The organism is Roseomonas mucosa ATCC BAA-692 (genome assembly GCF_000622225.1).
In the GTDB taxonomy this organism is placed as follows: domain Bacteria; phylum Pseudomonadota; class Alphaproteobacteria; order Acetobacterales; family Acetobacteraceae; genus Roseomonas; species Roseomonas mucosa.
In genome coordinates this window covers 72,780-99,116 of record NZ_JHWD01000010.1, presented here as the reverse complement: position 1 = coordinate 99,116, position 26,337 = coordinate 72,780, and the positions used below count along the sequence as shown (strand labels likewise).

Below are 26,337 nucleotides of genomic sequence, written 5' to 3'. Positions count from 1 at the left end.
CCGGGGGTCAGGCCGCCTGGGGCACCAGCGGCCCCAGTGCGTCGCGCAGCCAGGCATCCTCCGGCGCCTCGGCCAGACAGCGGGACACGAAGCGCCGCATCTCCTCGGTCTCCCCCATCCGGGCCAGGAGATGGGCATAGCCGGCCCGCACATGGTGGTCGGCGTTGCGGGCCAACGCCTCCTCCATGTGGCGCCGCGCCTGGGGGAGCTGCCCGAGTTGCTCGTGCAGCTTGCCGACGCGGGCCAGCAGCCCCCAGTTCTCCGGCTCCATGGCCAGGGCGGCGGTGGCGCAGTCCAGCGCCGCCCGGATCTCGCCCCGGCGCGAATGCACATGGCCGAGATGATCGACGCCGCGCCAGTCGCCCGGCGCCGCCTGCCGCATCCGCGCCGCCAGCGCCGCCGCCTCGTCGATTCGGTTGCCGTTCAACAGCTTCCAGAAGCGGCGGCTCATCACCGCGATGTCCTGGCCGAAGAACTCCGCCACCCGCGCCGCCTCGGCCGAGAGCCGGTCCCAGGGAAGCAGGCGCAGCAGCGCCGTCCAGACCTCCCGCACCACCGGCGCCATGGGGGCCTCGTCCAGCAGCGCCTCGATCGCGGCGCAGCTCGCCTGCTGGCCGGTGAGCGGCCCGCCCGCCTCGCTCAGCCGGGTCAGGTTGCGATGGAACTCCCCATCCTCCAGCCAGCCCGGCTCCGGCACCAGCGCGGCCAGGACGCGCATCAGCAGCAGCGCATAGGCATCCCGCTTCCGCCCCTGGGCCAGCAGCGCATCGGCGGCCACGGAGGCGGCGCCTTCCAGCACCGCCAGCGGCGGCTCGCGGTCCAGCAGGGCGCGGAGCCGTTCCAGCGCCGCTTCGGGCCGCGCCTCCAGGACCTCCTCCACCGCGCGCAGCAGCTCCGCCAGGGCCTGGCCCAGTTGCGGCCTGGGTTCGCTCCAGCCCCGTGCGTCCCAGTTGCCGCTTTCCAGCAGTTCGCGCAGCAGGGTGCGGTTGCGCGGCTGGTGCTGCTCCGCCCGTTCGCGCAGGCCCAGCGGCACGGGCACGGTTCGGATCTCCTTGCCCAGGGAGGCGAGGTGGTCGTGCAGCTGGGGATGGATGCCGTCCCAGCCGGAAACCCGCTCCAGCACCGCCCGGCCGAACAGGGCGGCGATGGCATCCGCCGTTTCGGAGGAGCAGACGATCAGCACGTCATGCGCGTGGTGCGGCGCCCAGCCCCCTGGCGGCAGGAAGATGGCGCCAGGCAGGGAGTCCGGCGGCGGCATCTGGCCGGGCTCCGGCGGCAGGACGTCCGGGCGGAACAGCACCACCGCGGAGAAGCGCCGTCCGCGCCGCTTCTCCTCCGCCCGCTTCAGCGCCACCGCCCGCCACAGCTTGTAGAGCATGCGCAGGCTGTTGTTGTCGCTGCGGCTGCCGGCGAAGTCGAGGTCGAGCGTCTCCTCCTCGGCATCCAGCACCAGATCCGGAAACCAGCTGCGCAGGCGCTCCGGATCGGCCTCGCCGGCCCCGGCCATGGCGCGCGGGGCGAAGTCGGGGAAGCTCTCGCTGAAGCGGTAGCCCAGGCGGCGCGGCAGCGCGAAGCCGGCCTCGCGCCCGAACATGCGGAAGAACTGCGAAAGATTGGTCGCCCCGCCCGTCTTGGTGCCGCGCCGCCGCCAGGTGCTGAGAAAGACCCGCGCCCCGCTCTCCGAGGCGATCCGGGCCGTTTCCGGCAGGGTCAGGTCCTCGTCCCGCAACTGGCCATAGATGCAGAAGGCGGTCCCTTCGGGCAGGCTGTCCGTCATACCGGCCGGAACCCGGATGCGGAATGGCAGGCATCCGTCAGCACCGTGGCATCGAGGACCATCCCACACGTCTCCCTGGAGATACGGGAGCAAATTAACAACCAGGGATAGTTAACGAAAGGTCCATCCCTTCTACCCAGGAGCGAAAACCCCGTGAGTGGAAGCGGGTCGTCAGTCCACCATGGCGACGGCCTGCACCGCCCCGGCCAGGAAGATGCTGATCGCCAGGTCCAGCGCCACGAAGGTCGCCGCCTGGAAGCCGTTCACGCCCAGCGCCTCCCGCGCCACGAACCATTCCAGCCACATCGCATAGCCGAAGGTGGCGATGCCCAGCCAGGTCGCCACCATGCCCGGCGGCACCGGCAGCAGCACCAGGAGCACGGCGTACTGGACGGTGTTCGCCCAGTTCCAGGCGGCGATGAAGCGCGGCCAGCGCGCCAGCAGCCCCGCCCGGGCCGCCAGCCAGTAGGAGGCCAGGGCATAGCCGGTCCAGGAGCAGACGAAGCCCGAGAGCTCGGCCACCAGGAAGCGCAGCGGGTCGGTGCCGACCTCGCCTTCCGCCCCGTTGACAAGGCGCAGCAGCACGAAGACCGGCAGGCAGAGGGCCGCCGCCCAGAAGGAGCGCGCCGCTCCTTCCGGCGACAGGCAGGCGAAGGCGATCCCTGCCGCCTTTCCCCGCGCCAGCAGGAAGGCGCCGCGCAGGCCCGCCACGATCTGCACCGCCAGGGCGGGCGGCGCGGCGGAGGGATGGTGGGGCGCGCTCAGCCGAGGCACTCCGCGATCACGGCGCCATAGAGCGCGGCCAGGGCGCGCAGTTCCCCGACCGGCGTGCATTCGTCCACCTTGTGCATGGTGGTCCCCACCGCGCCCAGCTCGGCCACCGGGCAGTAGCGGGTGATGAAGCGCGCATCCGAGGTGCCGCCGCCGGTGTCCAGCGCCGCCGCCTCGCCCGTCGCCCGCTCCACCGCGCGGCGCAGCGCCTCCACGAAAGGCCCCGGCCCGGTCAGGAAGGCCTCGCCGGAACAGGAGAAGCGCGCCTCGTGTTGCGGCGCCTCGGCCTCCAGCGCCTCCCGGATCCAGCGCTCCAGGCTGGCGGCGCCGTGCAGGTTGTTGAAGCGGATGTTCAGGGTGGCCTTCGCCTCGCCCGGCACGAGGTTGGTCGTCGGATTGCCCACGTCAAAGCTCGTAACCTGGATCGAGGAAGCCTCGAACCATTCCGTTCCCTCGTCCAGCGGCTGCGCCACCAGCCGGTTCAGCGCCCGCACCAGCCGGTGCACCGGATTGTCGCAGCGCGCCGGATAGGCGACATGGCCCTGCGTGCCCCGCACCGTCAGATAGGCGGTCAGGCTGCCCCGCCGCCCGATCTTGATCGTGTCGCCCAGCCGGACCCTGGAGGTCGGCTCGCCCACGAGGCACATGTCCGGCACCTGCCCGTTCGCCGCCATCCATTCCAGCACGCGCACCGTGCCGTCATGGGCATCGCCCTCCTCATCCCCGGTGATCAGGAAGGAGAGGCTGCCGCGCGGCTGCGGCGCATGGGCGGCGGCGAGCATGGCGGCCACCCCGCCCTTCATGTCCGTGGCCCCGCGGCCGTAGAGCACGCCCTCCACGATCTCCGCCGCGAAGGGATCGTGGCGCCAGCCCTCGCCGGGCGGCACCACGTCCACATGCCCGGCGAAGCAGAGATGCGGCCCCTCCCCGCCCCGCCGGGCGAAGAGGTTCTCCGTCTCGCCGAAGCGCAGGCGGGTGCAGCGGAAGCCCAGGGGCTCCAGGATGCCCTCCAGCACCGCCATCGCCCCGTCATCCGCCGGGGTGACGGAACGGCAGCGGATCAGCGCCTGCGCGATCGGCAGGGGGTCGGCGATGGCGGTCACGGCCCGGGCTCCGGTCAAGGGCGGCTCAATCGCGCAGCAGCTCGTTGATCGAGGTCTTCTCGCGCGTGCGGGCGTCCACCCGCTTCACGATTACGGCGCAGTAGAGCGATGGCCCCTGCGACCCGTCCGGCAGCGGCCTGCCGGGCAGGTTGCCGGGCACCACCACGGAATAGGCGGGCACACGGCCAACGAAGACCTCGCCCGTAGCGCGGTCGATGATCTTGGTGGAGGCGGAGAGGAACACGCCCATCGACAGCACCGAGCCGCGGCCGACGATCACGCCCTCGGCCACCTCGGAGCGGGCGCCGATGAAGCAGTCGTCCTCGACGATCACCGGATTGGCCTGCAGCGGCTCCAGCACGCCGCCGATGCCGACGCCGCCGGACAGGTGGCAGTTCTTCCCGATCTGGGCGCAGGAGCCGACCGTGGTCCAGGTATCGACCATGGTACCGGAATCGACATAGGCGCCGACATTCACGAAGGAGGGCATCAGCACCACGTTCGGCGCGATATAGGCCGGGCGGCGGGCCACGGCGCCCGGCACGGCGCGGAACCCGGCCTCGCGGAACTGGGTCTCGCTCCAGCCCTCCCACTTCAGCGGCACCTTGTCCCAGGCCCCGGCGCCTTCCTGCCGGCGGAAGGTGTTGTCCTCCAGCCGGAAGCTCAGCAGCACCGCCTGCTTCAGCCACTGGTGCACCGTCCACTCGCCATTGCCGGAGATGGAGGCGACGCGCTGCTTGCCGCTGTCCAGCAGGTCCAGCGCATCCGCCACCGCCTGGCGGTCGGCACCCTGGGTGGCGGGCGTCACTTCCGCGCGGCGCTCCCAGAGCGCCTCGATGGTCTTCTGCAGGCTGGACAGGTCCATGGTCGCGATGATCCCGATCGGTTTGGCGAATGCGTTCGGCGTGACCCTCTCGCGCGCACCGGCAGGCGTGTCAACGCGCCGCTTGCGATGGAGTCCGGCCCGCCGGGAAGCGAAGCGCCACAGGCCTTGTGTGAACGGCACCCCTGCCCGGCCGTCGCAGCCCCCGCTCCACATCCGGCCAGCGGACCGGAGCCGGTCGCCACGGCGTGAGGATCCGGGGCGAGCGGCGGAGCCTCTCGCCCCCGGGCCAGCCACGAGGCGGCCTCAGGCCCTCAGGGCCGGATCAGCGTCCCCGGCCCGGCATCGGTGAAGAGCTCGGCCAGCACCGCATGCGGTACCCGCCCGTCCAGGATCACGGCGCCCTCGACACCCAGCTCCACCGCCTGGATGCAGGTCTCGACCTTCGGGATCATCCCGCCCGAGATCATGCCGCTCGCGATCCCGGCCCGGACCTCGGCCACCGTCATTTCCGGGATCAGGCGCTTGTTCTCGTCCAGCACGCCCGGCACGTCGGTCAGCATCAGCAGCCGCGCCGCCTTCAGCGCCCCGGCCACCGCTCCGGCCACGGTGTCGGCGTTGATGTTCAAGGTCTGGCCCTTCGCATCCACTCCGACCGGTGCCACCACGGGCACGATATCGGCGCCGATCAGCAGCTCCAGGACGCGGGTATCGACCTTCTCCGGCTCGCCCACGAAGCCCAGGTCGAGCACCTTCGGCTCGCCGGTCTGCGGGTCCGTGACCGTCTTCAGCGTCTTGCGCGCAGTGATCAGGTTGCCGTCCTTGCCGCTGATGCCGACGGCGATGGCACCGGCCCGGGTGATCGCCTCGGCCACCTGCTTGTTCACCGATCCGGCCAGGACCATCTCGACGATGTCCACCGTCTTCTCGTCGGTGATGCGCAGGCCCTGGACGAACTCGGACTGTACGTTCAGCTGCTTCAGCATGGCGTTGATCTGCGGCCCGCCGCCATGCACCACCACCGGGTTGATGCCGACCTGCTCCAGCAGCGCGATGTCCTGGCCGAAGCGGAAGGCCGTCTCCTCCTCCCCCATAGCATGGCCACCGTACTTCACGACCACGACGGCGTCGTCGTAACGCTTCAGGAAAGGTAGCGCATCGGAAAGGAGCGCGATGTTGTCGCGCATGGTTTCGGTCATGGCATCGGCTCCGATGGATCGCGGCGGAAGGCGCCGTTCGCCTCTTGCGGGCACCGCAGCACAGGGTCAAGAGCGCCGCGGCCGGCCGGCTCCGGCTCCGGCTCCGGCTGGGAGCCATGGGCGGGGCTGGGCCGGATCGGAGGGCCTCTCGGGCGGCAAGGAGCGGGCGGGGTATGCACCCGGGCCGGTGGGGTAGGCCCGTGTACTCCCGCTCCTCGCCGCGCCGATCAGCCGGTGCGCGGGCGGGAAATCCGGCGCACCGGGGGGAAGCCACAGGAAGTGTCCGGCCGAAACAGGCCGATGCGGGGGGTGCTCTGCGTCACACCGGAAAGCGGTCGGAGATGAGCCGGCCCTCCGATGATGCGGCGCAAATCCGGCCTCGTGTCGACCGGGCAGCGGTCGGGCGTCGCGGCCTGGACGGCCGGGGCCAGCAAGGCAACACAGAGCGCAAGGACCACGCGTCTCACCAAACCCTCCCTGGGCATATCTGTCTTATGACGACGCCAGGATTCGGGAGAAGCACGCGCAGGTTGAACTGCGTCCATTATGCCGCACTGTGGCCGGCACGCCTCAGTTCGTGCCAGGGATCAGGGTGCCAGGGCCATGGAAGCGAGTTCCGCCCGCAGTTCGGGGATGCCCAGGCCCTTCTCACTGCTGGTGGTGATCACCAGCGGATGGGCCGCCGCCTGCTTGGCCACCAGGCGCTCCGCCTCCTGCTGACGCTTCGCCAACCGCGCCTGCGGCGTATCGTCGGCCTTGGTCAGCACGATCTGGAAGGGCACCGCCGCCTTTCCGAGCAGGTCCATCGCCGCCCGGTCCGAGTCCTTGGTCTCCACCCGCGCATCGAGGAGCAGGATGACCCGGCGCAGGGTCGTCCGGCCGCGCAGGTAGTCGAACATCAACCCCTGCCAGTCCTCCTTCACCGCCTTGGCCGCCTGGGCATAGCCATAGCCCGGCATGTCCACGAGGGTGAGCCGCGCCTGACCCGCCCCGCCCAGCTCGAAGAAGTTCAGCTGCTTGGTGCGCCCGGGGGTGTTGGACACGCGGGCCAGGGTCTTCTGGCCCGTCAGGGCGTTCACCAGCGAGGACTTGCCTACGTTGGAGCGGCCGCAGAAGGCCACCTCCGGCAGCCGCGCCTCCGGCAGCTGGTCCAGCCGCTGGGAGGCGAAGACGAAGCGGCAGGGCCGGGCGAAGAGCAGCCGCCCGGCCTCCAGCGCCGCGAGGCGCTCGGCCTCGCGCTCATCCGCCGGAGCGGCCGGGGCAGCGGCCTCCGGCTTGTGCTCCGGTGCCTCGCTCATGTCCGCACCAGCTTCTTCTGCTCGCGGCGCTCGGCACGCTCCTGCCGGGTGATCCAGGCCTGCTGGAGCACGGAGAGCGTGTTGTTCCAGCTCCAGTAGATCACCAGCCCGGCCGGGAAGCTCGCCAGCATGAAGGTGAAGATCACCGGCATCCAGGCGAAGAGCTTGGCCTGGATCGGATCGGGCGGCTGCGGGTTCAGCCGCTGCTGCGCCCACATGGTGAAGCCCATGATGATCGCCCAGACCGGCATGTGTAGCATGTGCGGCGGATCCCAGGGGATCAGCCCGAACAGCGTGAACAGGTTGGTCGGGTCGGGCGCCGAAAGGTCGCGGATCCAGCCGAAGAAGGGCGCATGCCGCATCTCGATGGTGACGAACAGGACCTTGTAGAGCGCGAAGAAGACCGGGATCTGGATCAGGATGGGCAGGCAGCCGGAGGCGGGGTTCACCTTCTCCGTCTTGTACAGGCCCATCATCTCCTGCTGCATCTTCGCCGGGTCGTCCTTGAACTTCTCCCGGATCTCGTTCATCCGCGGCGTCAGGGCGCGCATCCGCGCCATGGACTTGTAGGACTTGTTGGCCAGCGGGAAGAACAGCGCCTTCAGCGCCACCGTGAAGATCAGGATGGCGATGCCGAAATTGCCGACGATGTGATACAGCCAGTCCAGCGCGTAGAAGAACGGCTTGGTCAGGAAATAGAACCAGCCGAAATCCACAGCCTTGTCGAAATCGGTGATCCCGAGGTTGTCGCGATAGGCGTCGAGGGTGCGGACCTCCTTGGCGCCGGCGAAGACGCGCGTGCCGAAATCCGCCGTCGCGCCCGGCGCCACGCTCAGCGGCTGCGGCGCGGAGAAATCCACCTGCCAGCGGTCGCCCTCGGGGCCCGGCTGCTCCTGCGTGTGGCGGAAGGCGGCGCGGATGGTCTCCTGCGGCGTCATCGCGGTGACCGCGGCCAGCCAATACTTGTCGGTGAAGCCTGCCCAGCCGCCGGTGCTGTCCTCCTGGAAGGCAAGCCCCTGCGCCTTGTTCGCGGCATCCTTGGCGGCCGAGTACTTCAGCTCCTGCAGGTGCCCGCCGAGCACGCCGACGAAGCCCTCGTGCAGGATGTAGTAGTTCGCGAGCTGCGGCGTGTGCTCGCGCCGCACGCGGGTCCAGGGCAGGACCTGCACCGGCTCGGACCCGTTGTTGATCACCCGCTGCTGCGCGGTGAACATGAAGTTGTCGTCCACCGACAGCACGATCTCGAAGACCTGACCGGCGCCGTTGTCCCAGCGCAGGGTCACCGGATGCTGCGGCGTCAGCGGCGCCTTGTCCGCCACCGTCCAGTCGGTGTCGGGCCCCGGCACCGGCGTGCGGCCATCGGCGGCGCTCCAGCCCCACTGGGTGAAATAGGGCGCGACCTCTCCGCGCGGCGCGAACATGCGCACCAGCGGCGAATTCGGCGCGACCGTCTCGCGGTAGTTCTTCAGCACCAAGTCGTCGAGCCTGGCGCCACGCAGGTTGAGGCTGCCGCCCAGGCGCGGCGTCTCGATCGGCAGGTGCTCGGCCGCGACGCGCTCCGGCGGCTGGGCGCCCTGGGTCGGGGCCGGGGAGCCGATGCCGGGCGGCAGGGGCTCGGTCGGCGCCTGGCGTGCCTGCTGCTGGCTCTGCACCTGCTGCTGCACCGTGGGGCGGTTCCACAGCTCGAAGCCCAGCAGGATGGCGATCGAGATCGCGATCGCGACGAGCAGTCGCTTGTTGTCCATCGATTCAACCGTTCTCGCGGGCGGTGGATGCCCCAATGCGGGGCGATGCGGGCGGGACAGGGTCCCAGCCGCCCGGGTTCCAGGGGTGGCAGCGCAGGATTCGCCGGGCCGTCAGCCAGGTGCCGCGCGTGGCACCATGGCTGGCCAGGGCCTCGAGCGCATAGTCGCTGCAATGCGGGTGGAAGCGGCAGTGGCTGCCGATGATCGGGCGAAGCCCATAGCGATAGGCATGCACCGCGACGGTCAGGACGCCGGCGGCGGGGCTCATGCCCCCTGCCCCGGCGCGGTGCCGCCTTCCGCCGCGGCGGGACCCGGCGGGACGATGACGCCCGCCTGGCGAAGCGCGCCGCGCAGGTCGCCCAGCAGCGTGGACCAGTCGCGCGTCATCACCCCGTCGCGGGCGACGAGCACGAGGTCCCAGCCACGGGGCGCGCAGCCGGGCGGCGGGGCCGCGTGCAGCAGTTCGTGCGCCGCGGCGCGCAGCCGCCGCTTGGCGCGGTTGCGCACCACGGCGTTGCCGAGCTTCTTCGTTGCCGTGAAACCGACGCGAAGAGGCCCTTCCGTTTCCGGAAGAGCCTGCAGCAGCACACTGGGCCGTGCCGCGCGCTTACCCTTGCCGGCGACGCGAAGGAACTCGCGTCGCTGCTTCAGGCGCGGCAGGGCCATGGGATACGCGGAACCGCGCGCCGTCCGCTCAGGCGGACAGGCGCTTGCGGCCCTTGGAGCGGCGGTTGGCGACGACCCTGCGGCCGCCCACCGTCTCCATGCGGGCGCGGAAGCCGTGCCGGCGCTTCCGGACGAGCTTGGAGGGCTGATAGGTACGCTTCACGGGACGTGGCTCCGTTCGGAAAAAGTGGCTGGATCTGCCGGGACCGACCCCGTTTCGGGTTTCCCGGCCGTGCCCGTCTCCGTCCCCTCCCCCGAGGGCAGGGAGACAGGCACGACAGGCAACGCCGGCCCCGGTGCACAAGGCGCGGGTCCGGCGCGGTTGGCGCTGTATAGGGAGAGGGTAACGGACCCGTCAACCACTCAACACGCGGGATCGGCCCCGCATTCCCGCATCCCTGCCCCCGCTTCGCCGTTTCCGGCCCCTCCGGCCGCCGCCAATCCCGTCCCATCGTGCGATCCCCTCCTGACGCCGGGCCCGGCTGCGGCCATAAGGGGCGGCGCATGCCTGAGACCGACATCGCCGTGATCGGCGCCGGCTCCGCCGGTCTTTCCACCGCCACCCTCGCGACCCTGCTGGGCCGGCGCGTCACCCTCTTCGAGCGCGAGGAGCCCGGCGGGCGGCGGCTGCGGCAGCGCCTGCCGCTGGACGCGCTGCTGGCCGCCGCCCGCACTGCCCAGGCCCTGCGGCAAGGGGAGCGACTCGGGCTCCGCGCCGCGGACCTGGCCATCGACTGGGAAGGTGTCCGGGCACATCTCCGCCGCGCCACGGAAGCCCTGGAGCCCGAATCCTCGGAGGCCCGACTGCGCGGCATGGGGGTCGATCTCGTCACCGGCTCCTCGGCGCATTTCCTGGCCCCCGACTGCCTGGAGGCCGCCGGCCGCAGCTGGCGTTTCCGCCAGGCCGTGGTGGCGGCGGGCAGCGCGCCGCTGCTGCCCGCCATAGAGGGGCTGGCCGACACCCCCTATCTCGATGGGCAGAGCGGCCTCGACCTGGACACGCCGCCCGGGCACCTCCTGATCCTGGGCCATGGGGCGGAGGCACTGGAGCTGGCCCAGGCCCATCAGCGCCTGGGCTGCCTCGCCACCGTTGTCGCGGACGGCCCGCTCCTGCCGGGGCTGGAGCCGGAGATGGTGGAGCTGCTGCGCGAAGCGCTCCGGGCGGAGGGGATCACCCTGTGCGAAGGGCATCCGGCGGTGCGGGTGGAGCGCCATCCCGAAGGGCTGGAGCTGCTGCTGGAGGATGGCCGGCGGATCACCGGCACCCATCTGCTGCTGGCCACCCCGTCCCGGCCCCGGCTGGCACCGCTGGACCTCGCCGCCGCCGGCATCGCCACGACCGCGCACGGCATCGCCACCGGCCCTGGCCTGCGCGCCCGGGGCAACCGCAGGGTCTGGGCGGCCGGCAGCATCGCCGATGTCGCGGATTCCGGCGCGCATCCCGACAGGGCTGAGGAACACGCGGCGCTGCTGCTGCGCTCCCTGTTCCTCCGCATTCCCGGCCACCCCTCCACGCCCCCGCCCGCGCGGCTGGTCCGCACCGATCCCGAGCTGCTGCAGGTCGGCCTGACCGCCGCCGAGGCCGAGGCGGCCGGGCATGTCGTCCGGATGCAGCGGCGCGGCCTCACGGAGAGCGGCCGGCTGGTCGCCGAGGGCCGGACGGGCGGGCTGGTCCGGCTGGTGCTGGACCGGCGGGACAGGCTGCTCGGCGCCGCCGTGCTGGCGCCCGGCATCGCCGCGCCGCGCGAGCTCGCCGGGGCACTGGCGCTGCTGCTGGGCCGCCCGCTGCGCGACCTTGCCGCCCTGCCCCTGCCGCAGCCTTCCCTGGGGGGCAGCCTTCGCCTGGCGGCGCTGGACAGGCTTGCGCCGGCCCTGGACCGGCCCATGCTGCGGAAACTCGTATCCCTGCTCGGGCGTCTGCCCTGACGGTGCCGCCGCGCGGCCCGGCGCCCTGGCGGGATGGAACAAGGAGAGACTCCATGGAACGCAGCCTGGAGGGCCGCACGGCCCTGGTCACCGGCTCCACCAGCGGGATCGGGCGCGGCATCGCCCTCGCCTTCGCCCAGGCCGGGGCGAAGATCCTGCTGCACGGGCTGGGCGCGCCCGGCCAGGTGGACAAGGTCCGCGCCGAGCTGGCCGAGGTCACCGGCGGCGAGGTCGCCTATTCCGCCGCCGACCTGTCGGATGCGCGGGAGGTCCGCAAGATGTGCGCCCAGGCCGAGGAGGTGCTCGGCCATGTGGACATCCTGGTGAACAACGCGGGCATCCAGTTCACCAGCCCGGTGGAACAGTTCCCCGAGGAGAAGTGGGACCAGATCATCGCGATCAACCTCTCCTCCGCCTTTCACGCCACCGCCGCCCTGCTGCCGGGCATGAGGAAGGCGGGCTGGGGCCGCATCATCAACATCGCCTCCGCCCATGGGCTGGTCGGCTCGCCGAACAAGGTCGCCTATGTCGCCGCCAAGCACGGCATCGTCGGCATGACCAAGGTGGTGGCGCTGGAAACGGCGCGCGGCACCGGCGTCACCTGCAACGCCATCTGCCCCGGCTTCGTCCGCACCCCGCTGGCCGAGGCCCAGGTCGACCCGATCGCGAAGCGCGAGGGCGTGTCCGCCGAGGCGGCGCTGACCGAGCACCTGCTGCGCCCCATGGCGTCGCGTCGCTGGGTCGAGGTCGAGGAGGTGGCGCAAATGGCCCTCTATGTCTGCGGCCCGCATACCGATTCCCTGACCGGCGAGATCCTCGGCCTGGACGGCGGCTGGACCGCCGCCTGATGGAAGGCAGCATTCCCCCCGCCCTGCCGCCGGCCGGGCCTGGGCAGGAAGGGCGGGAGGGAACCGGGGCGAGGCGCGCGGTGAACCTCGCCCTTCAGGGTGGCGGCACGCATGGCGCCTTCACCTGGGGCGTGCTGGACCGGCTGCTGGAGGAGGAGTGGCTGGAGATCGCGGCCATTTCCGGCAGCAGCGCCGGGGCGATCAACGGCGCGCTGGTCACCCAGGGCCTGGCGGAAGGCGGACCCGTGCGGGCCAAGGCCCTGCTGGACCGCTTCTGGTGGGGGCTGGCGCAGCGGCTCTCCTTCAGCCCGCTGCGCAACACGCCGCTGGAGAAGGCCTTCTGGGGCTACGACCTCAGCTACAGCCTCGCCTGGCAGACCTTCGACACGCTGACCCGCGTCCTCTCGCCCTACCAGATGAACCCCACGCCACTCGACCTGAACCCGCTGCGCGACGCGCTGGCCGAGGTGCTGGACCCGATCCGCCTGCGCCGCGACCCGGCCGGGCCGAAGCTCTTCGTGTCCGCTACCAATGTCCGCACCGGCAAGGCGCGGGTCTTCGAGCGGCCGGAGATCGGCGTGGAGGCCCTGCTCGCCTCCGCCTGTCTGCCGCAGATCTTCAAGGCGGTGGAGATCGACGGCGAGGCCTTCTGGGATGGCGGCTTCCTGGGCAACCCGCCGCTCTGGCCGCTCTACGGACGCGGCTCGCCGCCCGACATCGTGCTGGTGCAGATCAACCCGCTGACCCGGCCGGACATTCCCTACACTGCCTCCGACATCATGACCCGGATGCAGGAGATCGGCTTCAACGCCTCGCTGATGTACGAGATGCGGGCCATCGCCTTCGTGCAGCGGCTGATCGGGAGCGGCACGCTGAACGACCCGCGCTATGGCCCGCTCTACATCCACATGATCGAGGACGAGGACCTGCTGCGGAACTTCGGCGTCTCCAGCAAGTACAATGGGGAGGGCGAGTTCCTGGCGGCGCTCAAGCGCCATGGGCGGGAAGCGGCGGAACGCTGGCTGCGCGACGGGACCGGCGCGCTGGGCCAGGCCAACGGGGTGGACCTGCGGGCGCGGTTCCTGTGACGCGGCACCGCGTCAGCCCCCTTCCCGCCGTCCCGGACTTCCTGGACACGGTGGCGGAGCGGATCTGGCGGGCCTGGTGGCAGGCGGAGGAGCCGGACCCCGGACCGATCGCGGCGCGGCTGCGGCCTGGCCTGCGCGGGGATGCCGTGCCCCAGGCCCTGGTGTCCCATCGGGGCGAAACCTATCTCGGCAATGTCCTGCTGATCGAGAGCGACCTCGACGAACGCCCGCCACTGACGCCCTGGCTGGCTGCGCTGTGGGTGGAGCCGGAGCAGCGTGGGCGGGGCGTCGCCACACAACTGCAGGAGGAAGGCGCGTGCCTCGCCGCGAGCCGTGGCTTCGCGGAAGCGCATCTCTGCGCCCGGCCGGCCCTGCGCGGCTTCTATGCCGGGCGCGGCTGGCACCTGGCGGAAACATCGGTGGGCGCGGAGGAGCTGGATGTCTTCCGGCGCCGCCTGCCGGGCGGGGCGTAGCGCCCCGGCCTAGCGCAGCCACAGGAGGCGGGCCGGCCGTCCCCGGGCCAGGAGGACCACCGCGTTCTGCCGGAAGCGGCGCCCCAGCACGGCCAGCCGGCGCGGATCGGCCAGGAGCAGGCGCTGCTCCTCCCGCCAGCGCCCCTCGCCGCTGCGCGCGGGCAGGCTGGGCAGGTGCCGGATGAGCCGTTCCAGGCGCTCCTGCCTCCGGCGGTTCCGGCCTTCCGGCAGGCGCCGGCCCAGCGGGTTCCAGGCCGTGACCAGCCCGCCCGCCAGGGCACAGGGATGCCCGCCGAGGCGGACGAGCAGCGCGTCCAGCCGGGGGCTGCGCCGGCCGATGCGGACCGGAACGCCGCCGGCCTCGTAGCGGGCGCGGCGATAGGCGGCGCGCAGCCGCGCCGGCACCGCTCCGCCGTTCACGACAGGTGCAGCAGCACGCCCTTGAGATAGGCGCTTTCCGGCAGGGCCGGATGCACCGGATGGTCCGGCCCTGCCCCGAAGATGCCGAGGATCCGCCCCTCCCTCCGGGCGCGCCCCAGCCCCTCCACCACCGCGTCGGTGAACTCGCCCGTGCCGACATGGTGGGAGCAGGAGGCGATGAAGAGGAAGCCCCCGGGCGCCACCAGCCGGGCGGAAAGCCGCGCCAGCCGGGCATAGGCCCGCAGCGCCGGCCCATGGTCCTTGCGCGTCTTGGCGAAGGCCGGGGGGTCGGACACCACGATGCCGAACTGCCGCCCCTCCGCCGCCAGCGCCTCCAGGCTTTCCATCGCCTCGCCCCGGCGATAGGCGACGCGGTCGGCGAGGCCGTTGCGCTCCGCCGTCTCGCGCGCCGTGGCCAGGGCGTGCTCGGAACGGTCGAGCAGCGTCACCTCGCTCGCCCCGGCCTTCGCCGCCTGCAGCCCGAAGCCGCCGGTATGGCAGAAGGCGTCCAGCACCGTCTGCCCGCGCGCCAGCGCCGCCACCCGGGCGCGGTTGTCCCGCTGGTCATAGAACCAGCCGGTCTTCTGGCCGCCCAGCGGGTCCACCGAGAAGGCGACGCCGCCTTCCTCCACGGTGGCGCGGGCATCCCCGCCAGCCAGGAGCCGGACCTCCTGCGGCAGCCCTTCCAGCCCGCGCACCGAGGCGTCGTTTCGCGCCACCACGGCGCGGAGCGGCAGCAGGTCGCGCAGCGCCGCGAGGATGTCCGGCGTGGCCAGCTCCATGCCGGCGGTGTTGGCCTGCAGCGCCAGCACGTCGCCATAGCGGTCGAGCACCAGCCCCGGCAGGCCATCGGCCTCGGCATGGGCGAGGCGGTAATAGGGCCCGTCGCGCAGCCGCTCGCGCAGCGCCAGCGCCGCGGCCAGCCTTTCGCGCCAGAAGCCGGGGCCGGCCGCCGCGTCGGGATCGCGGCTGAGGCGCCGGCCGGCGATCAGGGAATGCGGGTTGTACTGGTACAGGCCGAGGCGGCTGCCATCGTCGCCCTCCACCCGCACCAGCCCGCCGGGCACCAGCGCCTTGGTGGCCGCGCCGGTGGCGACCTCGTTGGAGAAGATCCAGGGATGCCCCGCCTTGGCCCGGCGCTCGCGGCCGGGCAGCAGGCGGATCGGGGGAATGTCGGAATTCGTCATGAAGGCGCGGACCATGCCGCCGGGCGCCGCCGCTGTCCATCTGCCAAAGGAGGCTGCCAAAAGGGTCGGCCGAAGGGGTCGGCCCCACGCCTCAGCGGTATTCCGAGATCTCCACCAGATTGTCGTCCGGATCGCGCAGATAGACCGAGCGGATCGGCCCCGTGGCCCCGGCGCGGTCCACCGGGCCGAGCTCGATCGCCAGCCCGCGCTCCTCCAGCAGAACGATCACCGCTTCCAGCGGCCGGTCGGCGATCAGGCAGAAATCCGCGCTGCCCGGCGTCGGGTTCGCGGCGCGCGGCAGGACCGGGGCCCCCGCCGCCTCGTGCAGGTTGAACTTCTGCCGCCCGAAGCAGAGCGCCACGCGCCCGCCGCCGAAGACCTCCTCCCGCATTCCCAGGCCGCGCACGTAGAAGTCCCGCGTCCGCGCGATGTCGCGCACCGTCAGCACCAGATGGTCCAGCCGGTCGATCATGTCCTCAACCTCATCCTGACATTTCCATCCGCCGCCGGCTCAGGGCGACCAGCGGACCTCGCGCATGCCTGGCAGGGCGGCGATCTCCTCCAGGAAGGAGGGAACCTGCCGGCGGCTGCCGTACCGCCCGCGCCAGCGCAGATTGTAGCGCCGCGAGCAGGTCCGGCCGTTCTCGCGATAGATGACCGCCTGCCGCAAGGTCTCGTAACCCAGCCCAGCGAAGCGGGTTTCCATGTCCAGGCTTCGCAGCACGGCGCTGTCGCCCACCAGCAGCAGCGTCGCGCCCTGGACATGCCACAGCCGCCGCTCGACCCATTTCAGTACCCAGAGCACCCCGAGGCCCAGCAGCGTTCCGGCGACCCCGAGGCCGATCTCCCCGGCCCCCAGGCAGAGCCCGGCCACCGTCACGAACCAGAGCGTCGCCGCGGTGGTGACGCCGGTCACGGTCCCGCCCTGGCGCAGGATCGCGCCGCCGCCGATGAAGCCCACCCCGGTCAGGATGCCGAGCGGCAGGCGCATCACGTCCATGCTGATCACGCCGTGGTCGGGGCGGCGGGTGGTGGTCATCAGGACATCGGCCAGCAGCATCGCCAGGGCCGCGGCCAGGCAGACCAGCAGGGTCGTGCGCAGCCCGGCGGCATGCCCCTTGGCCTCCCGGTTCATGCCGAAGGCGGCCCCGGCCAGCGCCGCCAGGAGCAGTCGGAGGGCGATGTCGGACCAGACGGGATCGGTGTGCATCGGTTTCTACGGAGCTCTCACGTCGCGGGCATTTCCGGGGCGGGGGCCTCAGCCGGCGTAGTCCGGCGCCTCGCGGCCCAGGATGCGGCGGATGCTGGCGAGGTGCAGGCGCGCGCTTTCCGGGTCGCCTTCCCGCATCCGCGCCGCCGCCTCTCGCGCCACCGGCTCGGGCACGATCTTCAGCGGCCTTCCGGTGGAAAGGGCCAGGCGCTGGGCCTCGGCGGCGCGCTCCAGGTAGTAGAGGTCGTCCCAGGCCTCGGCGATGGTCGGGCCGACCACCATCACCCCGTGGTTCTTGAGGAAGCCGATATCCGCCTCCCCCATCGCCGCCGCGATCCGGTCCCCTTCCCGCTCGTCGAGGGCGAGGCCGTTGTAGTCCTCGTCCACCGCGACGCGGCCGAAGAACTTCAGCGCCGTCTGCCCGGCGAAGAGCAGCGGCGGCCCTTCGGTCATCGACAGGGCGGTGGCGTTGGGCATGTGCGTGTGGAAGGCCGCCACGGCGCGGGGGTGGCGCATGTGCAGCCGGGCATGGATGTAGAAGGCGGTCGCCTCCGGCCTGCCCTCCCCGGCCAGCACGTTTCCCTGGAAGTCGCAGACCAGCAGGCGGGAGGCGGTGAGCTCCTCGAAGGCCCAGCCATAGGGGTTCACCAGCATCAGCCCGTCATGGCCCGGCACCAGGGCGGAGAAATGGTTGCAGATGCCTTCCTGCAGACCCAGCCGCGCCGCCATGCGGAAGCAGGCGGCGAGGTCGCGCCGCGCCTCCTGGATCGCTTCCGAATCGAGCGCGGCGTTGCGGAGGATGGCGGGCGCCGTGCCGCCGGTCTGGAATTCATGGGCCATGGCTGACCGGTCCCTGCCTTGATGTCGGCCGGAAGCCTCGCCCCGGCGGCGCCGGAGGGCAAGGCGCGGCTGGCCCCGGACCTCATCCGCTGACCAGCCGCGCGATGCCGAAAGCGGCGCCGGCCGCCACGGCGCCGATCACGGCCGTCTGCAAGGCACCCGCCAGGCGCGGCATTCCGGTGGCCCGCGCCCTGAGCCAGCCGAAGGCGAGAAGCGCCAACCCGGTCACCAGGCTGGATACCAGCAGCGCCCGCGGCGTGTCGTCCAGCAGCATGTAGGGGAGCAGCGGCACCATCCCGCCGGCCACGTAGGAGCCGCCGATGCGCAGCGCGGAGCGGGGCGCCTCGCCGGGCGTTGGGGCGCTCAGCTCCAGCTCGAAGCGCATCATGAAATCCACCCAGCGCTGCCGGTCGGCGCAGATCGCCTCGGTCGCGGCCTGCAGCGTGTCCCCCCGCAGCCCCTGGCGATGGAAGATCGCCGCCACTTCCCAGCGCTCCCGCGCCGGATAGTCCGCCGTCTCATCCCACTCCCGGCGATATTCGGAGGCGTAGCGGTCGGCCTCGCTGCGCGCCGCCAGATAGCCGCCCAGCCCCATGGCGATGCAGCCGGCCGCGAGTTCCGCCAGGCCGGCGGTCACGATCAGCGGATTGGCCGCCACCGCCCCGGACAGGCCCGCCGCCAGGGCGAAGGGCACCGTCAGCCCGTCCGCCGTGCCGATGACGAGGTCCCGCACCAGGGGCGAGGACGTGGCGTGCTGTTCCTGGTGCGGCGGGCCCGGGGGCATCGCCGGCAGGCCGGATTGGTCGAAAGCCAGGCTGTCCATGCCGCCGAAGCTGCCGCACCGGATCGGGCAAGGCGAGCCAATAAACATCTATCCCATTGAAATTCCCATGAACTCTGCGGATGCGACGCCTTTGCAGGGGTCTTGCCGCATCGCAATAAGCCGCTCAGGGTTGGCGGATCGGGCGCCCCCCTCTATGAACTCACGCTTCGGAGATCACGCCTTGGCCACGACCGAACCAGATTCCCAGGCGCCCGCGCCACCCAACCCCGCCCTCGCCGCCCAGGCAGCGATCCTGGCACAAGCGGCAACGCCGGTGCGCCGGATGGCCGATGCCATCCGGGTGCTGGCGATCGACGCCGTCGAGAAGGCGAAATCCGGCCATCCCGGCATGCCCATGGGCATGGCCGACGTGGCCACGGTCCTCTGGACCCGATTCCTCAAGAACGATGCCGACGACCCCCGCTGGGCGGACCGCGACCGGTTCATCCTCTCGGCCGGCCATGGCTCGATGCTGCTCTATGCGCTGCTGCACCTCACCGGGCAGGCGGGCATGGGCATCGAGGAGTTGCAGCGCTTCCGCCAGCTCCACTCCCCCGCCGCCGGCCACCCGGAATATGGCGAGCATCCCGGCATCGAGATGACCACCGGCCCGCTGGGCCAGGGCATCTCCACCGCCGTCGGCTTCGCCATGGCCGAGCGCCTGCTGGCCGCGCGCTTCGGCAAGTCGCTGGTGGACCACCGCACCTGGGTGATCGCCTCCGACGGCGACCTGCAGGAAGGCATCAGCCACGAGGCCTCCTCGCTGGCCGGGCACCTGAATCTCGCCAAGCTCTGCGTGCTGTGGGACGACAACCACATCTCGATCGACGGTGACACCGCCATCTCCTTCTCGGAGGACGTGCTGGCCCGCTACCGCGCCTATGGCTGGGCGACGCGGCGGATCAACGGCCACGACCACGAGGAGATCGCCTCGGCGCTCAGCTGGGCGCAGAAGTCGCGCAAGCCGGTGATCATCGCCTGCCGCACCATCATCGGCTTCTCGGCGCCGAAGAAGGCCGGCACCGCCGCCAGCCACGGCGCCGCGCTGGGTGCGGACGAGGCCGCGGCGGCGAAGTCGGCGCTGGGCTGGAACCACGGGCCCTTCGAGATCCCCGAGGGGATCAAGGGCGAGTGGGAGGCGGCCGGCCGGCGTGCCGGCGGCACCCGCCGGTCCTGGCTCAAGCGCCTGGCCAAGCACCCGCAGCGCGCCGAGTTCGAGCGCGCCATGTCGGGCCGCCTGCCGGACGACTGGGCGGAGACCTTCGGCGCCTACAAGGCCAAGGTCGCCGAGGACAAGCCGAAGATCGCCACCCGCATCGCCTCGCAGCGCGCGCTGGAGGTGCTGGTGCCGTCCATCGCCGAGATGATCGGCGGCTCGGCCGACCTGACGGGGTCCAACAACACCAACGTCAAGGGCATTCCCTCGGTCACGCCGGACAACTTCTCCGGCCGCTATATCCATTATGGCATCCGCGAGCACGGCATGGCCGCGGCGATGAACGGCCTGGCGCTGCATGGGGGGCTGATCCCCTATTCCGGCACCTTCCTGGTCTTCGCCGACTACCTGCGCCCCTCGCTGCGCCTTGCCGCGCTGATGAAGCAGCGGGTCGTGCATGTGCTGACGCATGACAGCATCGGCCTGGGCGAGGACGGGCCGACCCACCAGCCGGTGGAGACGCTGGCCTCGCTGCGCGCCATGCCCAACCTGTTTGTCTTCCGCCCGGCGGATGCGCTGGAGACGGCGGAGTGCTGGGAACTCGCCCTGCGCCGCGTCGACGGACCGAGCGTGCTGGCCCTGTCGCGCCAGAACCTTCCCGCCCTGCGCGGCGAGGCGGGCGAGAACCGCTGCGCCCGCGGCGGCTATGTCCTGGCGGAAGCCTCGGGCGAGCGGAAGGCGACCCTGGTGGCCACCGGTTCCGAGGTCCATATCGCCATGGCGGCACGCGAGGCGCTGGAGGCGGAGGGCATCCCCACCGCCGTCGTGTCGCTGCCCTGCTGGGAGATCTTCGCCCTGCAGGACGCGCAGCACCAGGACGCGGTGCTGGGCAAGGGGCTGCGCATCGGCATCGAGGCGGCGCTCGGCTTCGGCTGGGATCGCTGGACCGGCGCTGACGGAGTTTTCATCGGGATGCAGGGCTTCGGCGCTAGCGCGCCGGCGGAACACCTGTATCCCCATTTCGGCATCACGGCGGAGGCCATCGCGGCCACCGTCCGGAAGAAACTGTCGTAACTCAGAGAAAAAGGGGTTCGTCTCATGGCTGTTAAGGTCGCCATCAACGGCTTCGGCCGCATCGGGCGTCTCGTGCTGCGCGCCGCCTGCGAGAGCGGGCGCGACGATGTCGAGTTCGTCGCCATCAACGACCTCGGCTCCGTCGAGGCGAATGCCCACCTCTTCCGCTATGACAGCGTGCATGGCCGCTTCCCCGGCGAGGTGATCGTCGAGGGCGACAGCATCACCATCAAGGCCCATGGCAAGACCTGGGGCCCGATCAAGGTCTCGGCCGAGCGCGACCCGACCAAGCTGAAGTGGGACGGCGTGGACATCGCCGCCGAGTGCACCGGCATCTTCACGGCGCGCGAGAAGGCGCAGGTCCTGCTCGGCACCGGCGCCCGCAAGGTGCTGATCTCCGCCCCCGGCGAGGGCGCCGACAAGACCATCGTCTATGGCGTGAACCACAAGACGCTGACGGCCGAGGACAGGATCGTGTCCAACGCCTCCTGCACCACCAACTGCCTGGCGCCGATCGCCAAGGTGCTGCACGAGAAGTTTGGCATCCTGCGCGGCTACATGGTCACCATCCATGCCTATACGGGTGACCAGAACACGGTGGACACGCTGCACAAGGACCTGCACCGCGCGCGCGCGGCGGCGGTTTCGGCCATCCCGACCTCGACGGGCGCGGCGAAGGCCGTGGGCCTCGTGCTGCCGGAGCTGAAGGGCAAGCTGGACGGCACCGCCATCCGCATCCCGACGCCGAACGTCTCGCTGGTCAGCCTGGACTTCGTGCCGGGCAAGACCGAGGGGCTGACCAAGGAGGCGGTCAACGCCGCCCTGAAGGAGGCCTCGGAGGGCGAGCTGAAGGGCATCCTCGGCTACAACACCGCGCCGCTGGTCTCGGTGGACTTCAACCACGACCCGCATTCCTCCACCTTCGACGCGACGCAGACGCAGGTGGTCGATGGCGGGCTGGTGCGCGTGATGTCCTGGTACGACAACGAGTGGGGCTTCTCGAACCGCATGAGCGACACCGCCGCCTATCTCGGCAAGCTCTGAGACGGCCGGGCCGGGGGAGTTCGCTTCCCCGGCCTTTTTTCTTTACTGTTTTAGGATTTTAGTCCTTTATCCGCCTGGACGGATGGAGGACTTTGCCATGCCTGGCAAGAAGGTTCTGCTCAAGGTCTCGCCCCAGGGACAGGTGACGTTGCGGCGGGGAGTGCGCGAGGCGCTCGGGAACCCAAGGCACCTGGAATGCTGGATGGAGCAAGGAACGCTGCGGTTGCGGCCGGCGGTGTCGGCCACGCTGGGCGAGGCGGAGGCGATGTTCGGCAAGCAGGGGATCACCCGGGACGTGCTGGTGGAGGCGCTGCGGATTGTGCGGCGGCGGGGCACGGCAGGATGCTGATTTTATTCCTATAGCCGAGGTGGAGTGGGAAAGCAAGGCGCATCGTCGCCTGCCTCGGCGCGAACCGGGCGGTGCCCGGCCTCAGCGCCGGGCGCGGCGGCCCGCCGGGTGCTTGCCGCGGGTCCTGGCCCTCGGCTTGATCTTGGATCGGGGCTTGGCGGGGCGGGATCGGTTGGTCCGGGCTTTGAGGCGGCTGGGTTTGGGTGCGCCGGGTTTGACGGGACCGGACTTCGCGCCGGTCCTGGCGGCGGAGCCGGTACGCGCCGCGGCGACGACTCCGGTGGCGGGTTCGCCCTTCACCCCTGCCCCGGCTTTCGCTGCGCTGGCCTTCGCATCGGCCCTGGCTTCGGCCCGGGGCCCCGGATTCGGGGGGATCGGGGTGGCGCTGGGTTGTGCGGCGGCTCTGGTTTCGGCACGGCTTTCGGACCTCGTGCGGGTCGGGACGGCGGGGATGCCTTCGGAGCCGGCGTAGCGCTGCAGGCTCGCGCCCGCAGCGAGGTGCGGGTAGGCCTCGGCACCCTTGGGCCAGGTCTTCGCGAAGGCGGCGATCTCAGCCTGGTCGTGGGTGCGGATGGCCTGGACCAGGGCGGCGGCGGCCTGCGCGGGACGGAGGCGATCGCGGCGCAGCAGGTCCAGGTGCCATTCGCGGGCGCGCAGGGGGCACCAGTCGACCAGCGATTCCTGCAAGGCACGGCGCACCTCGGCCGGAAGTTGCTCATAGGCCTGGTAGGGATCGCCCTTGAGCCGGCTGCGGGGCTTCATGGCCGTGCTGTTGTCCATGCGCGGGCTTCTACCGGAGGCGGGCGCGGCGGGGAATCGCGGCTTTCATCGCCGGGGGCTCGGCACCCATGCGGTGCCGTTGGGGCGGGGTGCCGCGAGGCTCCATCCGTCCATGGGGGCCGTCGCTCCGGTGGGTGAAGCCGCCGGGCCTCCACGACCGTGGCGGTGCGTGCGGGGGCAGTCTCCGGAGCGCGCCCTCCGGCGCCGTGCGACGGGGGCGGCGCGGGATGGCGGTGCCGGGTGGGCAACTGGATCGGCTTCCGTGCCGATGCTAGAGAGGCGGCTGCTGTGTAAGTCAGACCTTTCCCCAGGATCAGGACCTTCCCATGCCAGCTTTCCGCACCCTCGACACGCTCGACCCCAAGGGCAAGCGTGTCCTGCTCCGGGCCGACCTGAACCTGCCGGTGCGGGACGGCAAGATCTCCGACATGACCCGGATCGACCGTCTCGTGCCGACGGTGAAGGAGCTGGCCGACAAGGGGGCGAAGGTGATCCTGTGCTCCCATTTCGACCGGCCCAAGGGCAAGGTCGTGCCGGAGATGTCGTTGAAGCCGATGGCCGACGCGCTGAGCAAGGCGCTGGGCAGGCCGGTGGCTTTCGCGGGTGACTGCGTGGGCCCCGAGGCCGAGGCGGCGGTGGCGAAGCTGTCGGATGGCGACGTGCTGCTGCTGGAGAACACACGCTTCCATGCCGGCGAGGAGAAGAACGATCCGGCGCTGGCGCAGGGGCTGGCGAAGATCGCGGATGTGTATGTGAACGATGCGTTTTCCGCCGCGCACCGCGCCCATGCCTCGACCGAGGGCGTGGCGAAGCTGCTGCCCTCCTATGCCGGGCGGCTGATGCAGGGCGAGCTGGAGGCGCTGGACGCGGCGCTGGGCAACCCGTCGCGGCCGGTGGTGGCGATCGTCGGCGGCTCCAAGGTGTCCACCAAGCTCGACCTGCTCGGCAACCTGTCGAAGAAGGTGGATGTGCTGGTGATCGGCGGCGCCATGGCGAACACCTTCCTGGCGGCGCAGGGTCATTCCATGGGCAAGTCGCTGCAGGAGGCGGAGATGCACGACACCGCCCGGCAGATCATGGAGGAGGCGGCGAAGACGGGCTGCGAGATCGTGCTGCCGGTGGATCTCGTGGTGGCGCCGCGCTTCGAGGCGAATGTGGCCACGCGGACGGTGCCGGTGGATGCGGTGCCGGATGACATGATGGCGCTGGATGTCGGCCCGAAGACGGTGGAGCTGATCGAGGACAAGCTGCGCTCCGCCTCCACCCTGGTGTGGAACGGGCCGCTGGGTGCCTTCGAGACGCCGCCCTTCGACACGGCCACCGTGGCCGTGGCGCAGACCGTGGCGGCGCTGGGCGCCTCGGCCGGGCTGAAGTCGATCGGCGGTGGCGGGGACACGGTCTCGGCGCTGCGCCATGCGGGGGTGATCGACCGCATGACCTATGTCTCCACCGCCGGCGGCGCCTTCCTGGAATGGCTGGAGGGCAAGACCCTGCCCGGCGTGAAGGCGCTGGAAGCGGCCTGAGCCGTCGCGGAGCGGGGGAACCGGTGGGGCCGGGGCGGGATGACCGCCCCGGCCTCTTTCGCTTTGTTTCCGGTCTCCCGCCTTCCGGCCCATGTTCGGTTATTGCGGGAATCCCGCCGCGTGTTACGGTCTCTTGCGAGACGCTCTTCATCCGCTATCCTGCGAAGCATTCGCATCTGGCCCCCGGCCCTCGTCATGGAGGGTCGGCCATGGCCTGAATGTTTCGTGCATCCGGTTTGCCGAGGGGGCGCTGCCGCGCCACCTGAGCCATGCCCGGATGCCAATACCGGGCGTGGGAGAGGGCAGGGTTGCGGTCCGGCATGGATCGAGGCCCGGTCCGGGGGGACTTTCCTTTCCCCGCTCCGGCTGGTGCGGTGCGTGCCGGGCAGGGCAAACTGTCCGGTGCGCGCCGCCCATGCCGGCCTCGGCTCCGCGGCCGCCCTTGCCGTCAGCCGCGTTCCCTCAGTAGCCGCGCCCGGGATCGACGCGGTTCGGCAGGGGGTTCCCCTTGCTTTCAGCCCGCAGGTTCTCGAACAGGATGTCCAGCGTGCGGTCGTTGTAGACCAGCGGGTCGTCCGCCGACATGTGGGGCGTCACGAACAGGCCCGGCGTGCGCCAGAGCCGGCTTTCCGGCGGCAGCGGCTCCGGCACCGCCACATCGGTCAGGCAGGCCGAAAGGTGGCCGCTTTCCAGCAGGTCGCAGACGGCATCCTGGTCCCAGACCAGGCCGCGCGCGATGTTGACCACCCCTGCCCCGCGCGGCAGCCGCGACAGGCGCTCCCGCGACAGGATGCCGCGCGTCCGTGGGGTGAGCGGGCAGGCCAGGACCAGCATGTCGCAGCGCGGCAGCACTGAATCGAGCGCCTCCTGCGGGAAGGTCTCGTCGCAGTCCGGATGGGGATCGCTGCCGTGGCGGATGCCCAGGACCCGCATGCCGAACTGCCGCGCCCGGCGGGCCGTGGCGCCGCCCAGCGCGCCCAGGCCCAGCACGCCCAGCGTGGCGCCGGCCAGGCTGGGGGCGAGGCGCGGCGCCCAGCGTCCCTCCCGCTGGCATTCCGCGAAGAAGGGGATGTGGTTGCGCAGCATCAGAAGGGCCATGATGGCGAACTCGCCCGCCTTGTCCCCATGGGTGCCGCGGTTGTTGAGCATCGCCACGCCCTCCGGCAGCCAGTCGAAGGGCGCCAGCCGGTCCACCCCGGCCGAGGTGAAGGACAGGATGCGCAGGCGCGGCGCGCGTTGCCGCAACGGCCCCGCGCGGAGGGGATCGCCGGGCAGTCCCGTCCAGGTCACCAGCACCTCGGCCTCGCGCAGCCCTTCCTCCAGGCCCCGGGGGTCTTCCGCCATGGTCATGGCGATGCCGGCCATGTCCGGGTGGCGCGCGATCGCCGCCGCCCACTGGGCCGGGGTGATGCGGAGGTCGGAGGCGGGGGGATTCTGGATGTGGAGGCGCATCGCCTCCGAATGCCAGGAAGCGCCGCGACGCGCCACCGGCCGGCGGCCGATCCGCGGGGCCCATCGCCGCCATTACGAGATATGATAACGCCCCGGATGGCGTGGTCCCCTCGCCCGGTCCAAGTCTGCGACCGGGTTTTCCCCGAGGAGACACGGCATGACCAAGGTTCTGGTCCTCTACTACTCGATGTACGGCCATATCGAGACCATGGCGCAGGCGGTGGCCGAGGGCGCGCGCGGCGCCGGGGCCGAGGTGACGGTCAAGCGCGTGGCCGAGATCATGGACCCGGCGGCCTTCGCCGCGGCCGGCGGCAAGGCGGACCAGGCGGCGCCCGTGGCCAGCCCGCAGGAACTGGCCGAGTACGATGCCATCATCGTCGGCAGCCCGACCCGCTATGGCCGGCTGACCTCGCAGATGGCGCAGTTCTGGGACCAGACCGGCGGCCTCTGGGCGAAGGGCGCGCTGATCGGCAAGGTCGGCTCCGCCTTCACCTCCACCGCCAGCCAGCATGGCGGGCAGGAGACGACGCTGATGGGCCTGCACACGATGCTGTTCCACCACGGGATGGTGCTGGTCGGCCTGCCCTATTCGGCGCAGGGGCTGGTGACGCTGGACGAGGTGAGCGGCGGCACGCCTTACGGCGCCTCCACCATCGCCGGCGGGCAGGGGCAGCGGCAGCCTTCCACGAACGAGCTGGAGCTCGCCCGCTTCCAGGGCGCGCATGTGGCGAAGATCGCCGCGAAGCTCGCGGGCTGAAGCAG

At 71.5% G+C, this 26,337-nt stretch carries 27 protein-coding genes; 9 read left to right on the top strand and 18 right to left on the bottom strand.

Going from position 1 to position 26,337, the window contains the following annotated elements:
* Nucleotides 1-7 precede the first annotated feature (7 nt).
* From BT98_RS0112335 to rpmH, 10 genes are all read right to left on the bottom strand, one after another.
* Complete coding sequence (locus tag BT98_RS0112335) at nt 8-1,777, bottom strand: hypothetical protein (protein WP_019461412.1); 1,770 nt, start codon at nt 1,775-1,777, stop codon at nt 8-10.
* Nucleotides 1,778-1,948: 171 nt separating this feature from the next.
* The gene (locus BT98_RS0112330; protein ID WP_019461411.1) at nt 1,949-2,551 is read right to left on the bottom strand and encodes a hypothetical protein; all 603 of its coding nucleotides are present in this window, start codon (nt 2,549-2,551) and stop codon (nt 1,949-1,951) included.
* Nucleotides 2,539-3,651 (bottom strand): succinyl-diaminopimelate desuccinylase, encoded by a 1,113-nt coding sequence (gene dapE / locus BT98_RS0112325; RefSeq protein WP_019461410.1) that lies wholly within the window; start codon nt 3,649-3,651, stop codon nt 2,539-2,541. The genes BT98_RS0112330 and dapE overlap by 13 nt, the downstream gene beginning before the upstream one ends.
* 25 nt (nt 3,652-3,676) lie before the next feature.
* Nucleotides 3,677-4,516 carry a 2,3,4,5-tetrahydropyridine-2,6-dicarboxylate N-succinyltransferase gene (dapD, locus tag BT98_RS0112320; protein WP_019461409.1) on the bottom strand — a complete coding sequence of 280 codons (840 nt, stop codon included), beginning with the start codon at nt 4,514-4,516 and terminating at the stop codon, nt 3,677-3,679.
* A 272-nt stretch (nt 4,517-4,788) separates the two neighbouring features.
* Nucleotides 4,789-5,673 (bottom strand): acetylglutamate kinase, encoded by an 885-nt coding sequence (gene argB, locus BT98_RS0112315; protein ID WP_019461408.1) that lies wholly within the window; start codon nt 5,671-5,673, stop codon nt 4,789-4,791.
* A gap of 587 nt (nt 5,674-6,260) precedes the next feature.
* Nucleotides 6,261-6,971, bottom strand: coding sequence for a ribosome biogenesis GTP-binding protein YihA/YsxC (yihA, locus tag BT98_RS0112310; RefSeq protein WP_019461407.1), 711 nt, complete (start codon nt 6,969-6,971; stop codon nt 6,261-6,263).
* Nucleotides 6,968-8,716 carry a membrane protein insertase YidC gene (gene yidC / locus BT98_RS0112305; RefSeq protein ID WP_019461406.1) on the bottom strand — a complete coding sequence of 583 codons (1,749 nt, stop codon included), beginning with the start codon at nt 8,714-8,716 and terminating at the stop codon, nt 6,968-6,970. The genes yihA and yidC overlap by 4 nt, the downstream gene beginning before the upstream one ends.
* 4 nt (nt 8,717-8,720) lie before the next feature.
* Nucleotides 8,721-8,984, bottom strand: coding sequence for a membrane protein insertion efficiency factor YidD (gene yidD, locus BT98_RS24230; RefSeq protein WP_019461405.1), 264 nt, complete (start codon nt 8,982-8,984; stop codon nt 8,721-8,723).
* Entirely contained in the window at nt 8,981-9,382 is a 402-nt protein-coding gene (rnpA, locus tag BT98_RS24225; RefSeq protein WP_019461404.1) for a ribonuclease P protein component, read from the bottom strand. Before rnpA ends, yidD begins: the two co-directional genes overlap by 4 nt.
* A 28-nt stretch (nt 9,383-9,410) precedes the next feature.
* Nucleotides 9,411-9,545, bottom strand: coding sequence for a 50S ribosomal protein L34 (rpmH, locus tag BT98_RS0112290; RefSeq protein WP_019461403.1), 135 nt, complete (start codon nt 9,543-9,545; stop codon nt 9,411-9,413).
* A 341-nt stretch (nt 9,546-9,886) separates the two neighbouring features.
* On the opposite strand from rpmH, the gene BT98_RS0112285 reads away from it, so the two are divergent.
* The 4 genes from BT98_RS0112285 to BT98_RS0112270 are packed head-to-tail and all read left to right on the top strand — an operon-like array spanning nt 9,887 to nt 13,717.
* Entirely contained in the window at nt 9,887-11,308 is a 1,422-nt protein-coding gene (locus BT98_RS0112285; protein WP_027297229.1) for an FAD-dependent oxidoreductase, read from the top strand.
* 53 nt (nt 11,309-11,361) lie between these two features.
* Nucleotides 11,362-12,156, top strand: coding sequence for a 3-hydroxybutyrate dehydrogenase (locus BT98_RS0112280; protein ID WP_019462619.1), 795 nt, complete (start codon nt 11,362-11,364; stop codon nt 12,154-12,156).
* A complete protein-coding gene (locus BT98_RS0112275) occupies nt 12,156-13,244 on the top strand; it encodes a patatin-like phospholipase family protein (protein ID WP_081798585.1) in 1,089 nt (362 codons plus the stop codon). The genes BT98_RS0112280 and BT98_RS0112275 overlap by 1 nt, the downstream gene beginning before the upstream one ends.
* Nucleotides 13,241-13,717 carry a GNAT family N-acetyltransferase gene (locus BT98_RS0112270; protein ID WP_019462617.1) on the top strand — a complete coding sequence of 159 codons (477 nt, stop codon included), beginning with the start codon at nt 13,241-13,243 and terminating at the stop codon, nt 13,715-13,717. Before BT98_RS0112275 ends, BT98_RS0112270 begins: the two co-directional genes overlap by 4 nt.
* Nucleotides 13,718-13,726: 9 nt before the next feature.
* Here the strand turns inward: BT98_RS0112270 and BT98_RS0112265 are convergent, their stop codons facing one another.
* From BT98_RS0112265 to BT98_RS0112240, 6 genes are all read right to left on the bottom strand, one after another.
* On the bottom strand, nt 13,727-14,137 hold the full coding sequence (locus BT98_RS0112265; protein WP_037250676.1) for a DUF3293 domain-containing protein: 411 nt from the start codon (nt 14,135-14,137) through the stop codon (nt 13,727-13,729).
* Entirely contained in the window at nt 14,134-15,324 is a 1,191-nt protein-coding gene (locus BT98_RS0112260) for a class I SAM-dependent rRNA methyltransferase (protein ID WP_026033466.1), read from the bottom strand. Before BT98_RS0112260 ends, BT98_RS0112265 begins: the two co-directional genes overlap by 4 nt.
* 91 nt (nt 15,325-15,415) lie before the next feature.
* On the bottom strand, nt 15,416-15,796 hold the full coding sequence (locus BT98_RS0112255; RefSeq protein ID WP_019462614.1) for a VOC family protein: 381 nt from the start codon (nt 15,794-15,796) through the stop codon (nt 15,416-15,418).
* A gap of 39 nt (nt 15,797-15,835) precedes the next feature.
* Nucleotides 15,836-16,534 (bottom strand): MgtC/SapB family protein, encoded by a 699-nt coding sequence (locus tag BT98_RS0112250; protein ID WP_019462613.1) that lies wholly within the window; start codon nt 16,532-16,534, stop codon nt 15,836-15,838.
* Nucleotides 16,535-16,582: 48 nt separating this feature from the next.
* Entirely contained in the window at nt 16,583-17,374 is a 792-nt protein-coding gene (locus BT98_RS0112245; protein ID WP_019462612.1) for an aldolase, read from the bottom strand.
* Nucleotides 17,375-17,456: 82 nt separating this feature from the next.
* On the bottom strand, nt 17,457-18,197 hold the full coding sequence (locus BT98_RS0112240) for a VIT1/CCC1 transporter family protein (protein ID WP_019462611.1): 741 nt from the start codon (nt 18,195-18,197) through the stop codon (nt 17,457-17,459).
* 154 nt (nt 18,198-18,351) lie between these two features.
* Here BT98_RS0112240 and tkt point away from each other — a divergent pair, with 154 nt between their 5' ends.
* The 3 genes from tkt (at nt 18,352) to BT98_RS0112225 (ending at nt 21,820) form a co-directional block, all read left to right on the top strand.
* Nucleotides 18,352-20,427 carry a transketolase gene (gene tkt, locus BT98_RS0112235; protein ID WP_081798584.1) on the top strand — a complete coding sequence of 692 codons (2,076 nt, stop codon included), beginning with the start codon at nt 18,352-18,354 and terminating at the stop codon, nt 20,425-20,427.
* A 24-nt stretch (nt 20,428-20,451) separates the two neighbouring features.
* Nucleotides 20,452-21,471 carry a type I glyceraldehyde-3-phosphate dehydrogenase gene (gene gap, locus BT98_RS0112230; RefSeq protein WP_019462609.1) on the top strand — a complete coding sequence of 340 codons (1,020 nt, stop codon included), beginning with the start codon at nt 20,452-20,454 and terminating at the stop codon, nt 21,469-21,471.
* Nucleotides 21,472-21,568: 97 nt separating this feature from the next.
* Entirely contained in the window at nt 21,569-21,820 is a 252-nt protein-coding gene (locus BT98_RS0112225; RefSeq protein WP_147292479.1) for a hypothetical protein, read from the top strand.
* Nucleotides 21,821-21,901: 81 nt separating this feature from the next.
* On the opposite strand, the gene BT98_RS0112220 is transcribed toward BT98_RS0112225, so the two are convergent.
* Nucleotides 21,902-22,600, bottom strand: coding sequence for a DUF6525 family protein (locus BT98_RS0112220; RefSeq protein ID WP_019462607.1), 699 nt, complete (start codon nt 22,598-22,600; stop codon nt 21,902-21,904).
* A 326-nt stretch (nt 22,601-22,926) separates the two neighbouring features.
* Between BT98_RS0112220 and BT98_RS0112215 the strand changes: the two genes are divergently transcribed.
* Nucleotides 22,927-24,123, top strand: a complete 1,197-nt coding sequence (locus BT98_RS0112215) for a phosphoglycerate kinase (protein ID WP_019462606.1) — start codon at nt 22,927-22,929, stop codon at nt 24,121-24,123.
* Between the two features lie 462 nt (nt 24,124-24,585).
* Here the strand turns inward: BT98_RS0112215 and BT98_RS0112210 are convergent, their stop codons facing one another.
* Entirely contained in the window at nt 24,586-25,575 is a 990-nt protein-coding gene (locus BT98_RS0112210; protein WP_037250733.1) for an NAD(P)-dependent oxidoreductase, read from the bottom strand.
* Nucleotides 25,576-25,732: 157 nt separating this feature from the next.
* On the opposite strand from BT98_RS0112210, the gene wrbA reads away from it, so the two are divergent.
* Complete coding sequence (gene wrbA / locus BT98_RS0112205; protein ID WP_019462604.1) at nt 25,733-26,332, top strand: NAD(P)H:quinone oxidoreductase; 600 nt, start codon at nt 25,733-25,735, stop codon at nt 26,330-26,332.
* The last annotated feature ends 5 nt before the right edge of the window (nt 26,333-26,337 follow it).

Excerpts from the sequence above, each read along its gene's own strand:
- BT98_RS0112335 (WP_019461412.1), bottom strand. The coding sequence starts at position 1,777 with ATGACGGACAGCCTGCCCGAAGGGACCGCCTTCTGCATCTATGGCCAG.
- dapD (WP_019461409.1), bottom strand. The coding sequence starts at position 4,516 with ATGGACCTGTCCAGCCTGCAGAAGACCATCGAGGCGCTCTGGGAGCGC.
- argB (WP_019461408.1), bottom strand. The coding sequence starts at position 5,673 with ATGACCGAAACCATGCGCGACAACATCGCGCTCCTTTCCGATGCGCTA.
- yihA (WP_019461407.1), bottom strand. The coding sequence starts at position 6,971 with ATGAGCGAGGCACCGGAGCACAAGCCGGAGGCCGCTGCCCCGGCCGCT.
- yidC (WP_019461406.1), bottom strand. The coding sequence starts at position 8,716 with ATGGACAACAAGCGACTGCTCGTCGCGATCGCGATCTCGATCGCCATC.
- yidD (WP_019461405.1), bottom strand. The coding sequence starts at position 8,984 with ATGAGCCCCGCCGCCGGCGTCCTGACCGTCGCGGTGCATGCCTATCGC.
- rnpA (WP_019461404.1), bottom strand. The coding sequence starts at position 9,382 with ATGGCCCTGCCGCGCCTGAAGCAGCGACGCGAGTTCCTTCGCGTCGCC.
- BT98_RS0112285 (WP_027297229.1), top strand. The coding sequence starts at position 9,887 with ATGCCTGAGACCGACATCGCCGTGATCGGCGCCGGCTCCGCCGGTCTT.
- BT98_RS0112280 (WP_019462619.1), top strand. The coding sequence starts at position 11,362 with ATGGAACGCAGCCTGGAGGGCCGCACGGCCCTGGTCACCGGCTCCACC.
- BT98_RS0112275 (WP_081798585.1), top strand. The coding sequence starts at position 12,156 with ATGGAAGGCAGCATTCCCCCCGCCCTGCCGCCGGCCGGGCCTGGGCAG.
- BT98_RS0112260 (WP_026033466.1), bottom strand. The coding sequence starts at position 15,324 with ATGACGAATTCCGACATTCCCCCGATCCGCCTGCTGCCCGGCCGCGAG.
- BT98_RS0112255 (WP_019462614.1), bottom strand. The coding sequence starts at position 15,796 with ATGATCGACCGGCTGGACCATCTGGTGCTGACGGTGCGCGACATCGCG.
- BT98_RS0112250 (WP_019462613.1), bottom strand. The coding sequence starts at position 16,534 with ATGCACACCGATCCCGTCTGGTCCGACATCGCCCTCCGACTGCTCCTG.
- BT98_RS0112245 (WP_019462612.1), bottom strand. The coding sequence starts at position 17,374 with ATGGCCCATGAATTCCAGACCGGCGGCACGGCGCCCGCCATCCTCCGC.
- BT98_RS0112240 (WP_019462611.1), bottom strand. The coding sequence starts at position 18,197 with ATGGACAGCCTGGCTTTCGACCAATCCGGCCTGCCGGCGATGCCCCCG.
- tkt (WP_081798584.1), top strand. The coding sequence starts at position 18,352 with ATGAACTCACGCTTCGGAGATCACGCCTTGGCCACGACCGAACCAGAT.
- gap (WP_019462609.1), top strand. The coding sequence starts at position 20,452 with ATGGCTGTTAAGGTCGCCATCAACGGCTTCGGCCGCATCGGGCGTCTC.
- BT98_RS0112225 (WP_147292479.1), top strand. The coding sequence starts at position 21,569 with ATGCCTGGCAAGAAGGTTCTGCTCAAGGTCTCGCCCCAGGGACAGGTG.
- BT98_RS0112220 (WP_019462607.1), bottom strand. The coding sequence starts at position 22,600 with ATGGACAACAGCACGGCCATGAAGCCCCGCAGCCGGCTCAAGGGCGAT.
- BT98_RS0112215 (WP_019462606.1), top strand. The coding sequence starts at position 22,927 with ATGCCAGCTTTCCGCACCCTCGACACGCTCGACCCCAAGGGCAAGCGT.
- BT98_RS0112210 (WP_037250733.1), bottom strand. The coding sequence starts at position 25,575 with ATGCGCCTCCACATCCAGAATCCCCCCGCCTCCGACCTCCGCATCACC.
- wrbA (WP_019462604.1), top strand. The coding sequence starts at position 25,733 with ATGACCAAGGTTCTGGTCCTCTACTACTCGATGTACGGCCATATCGAG.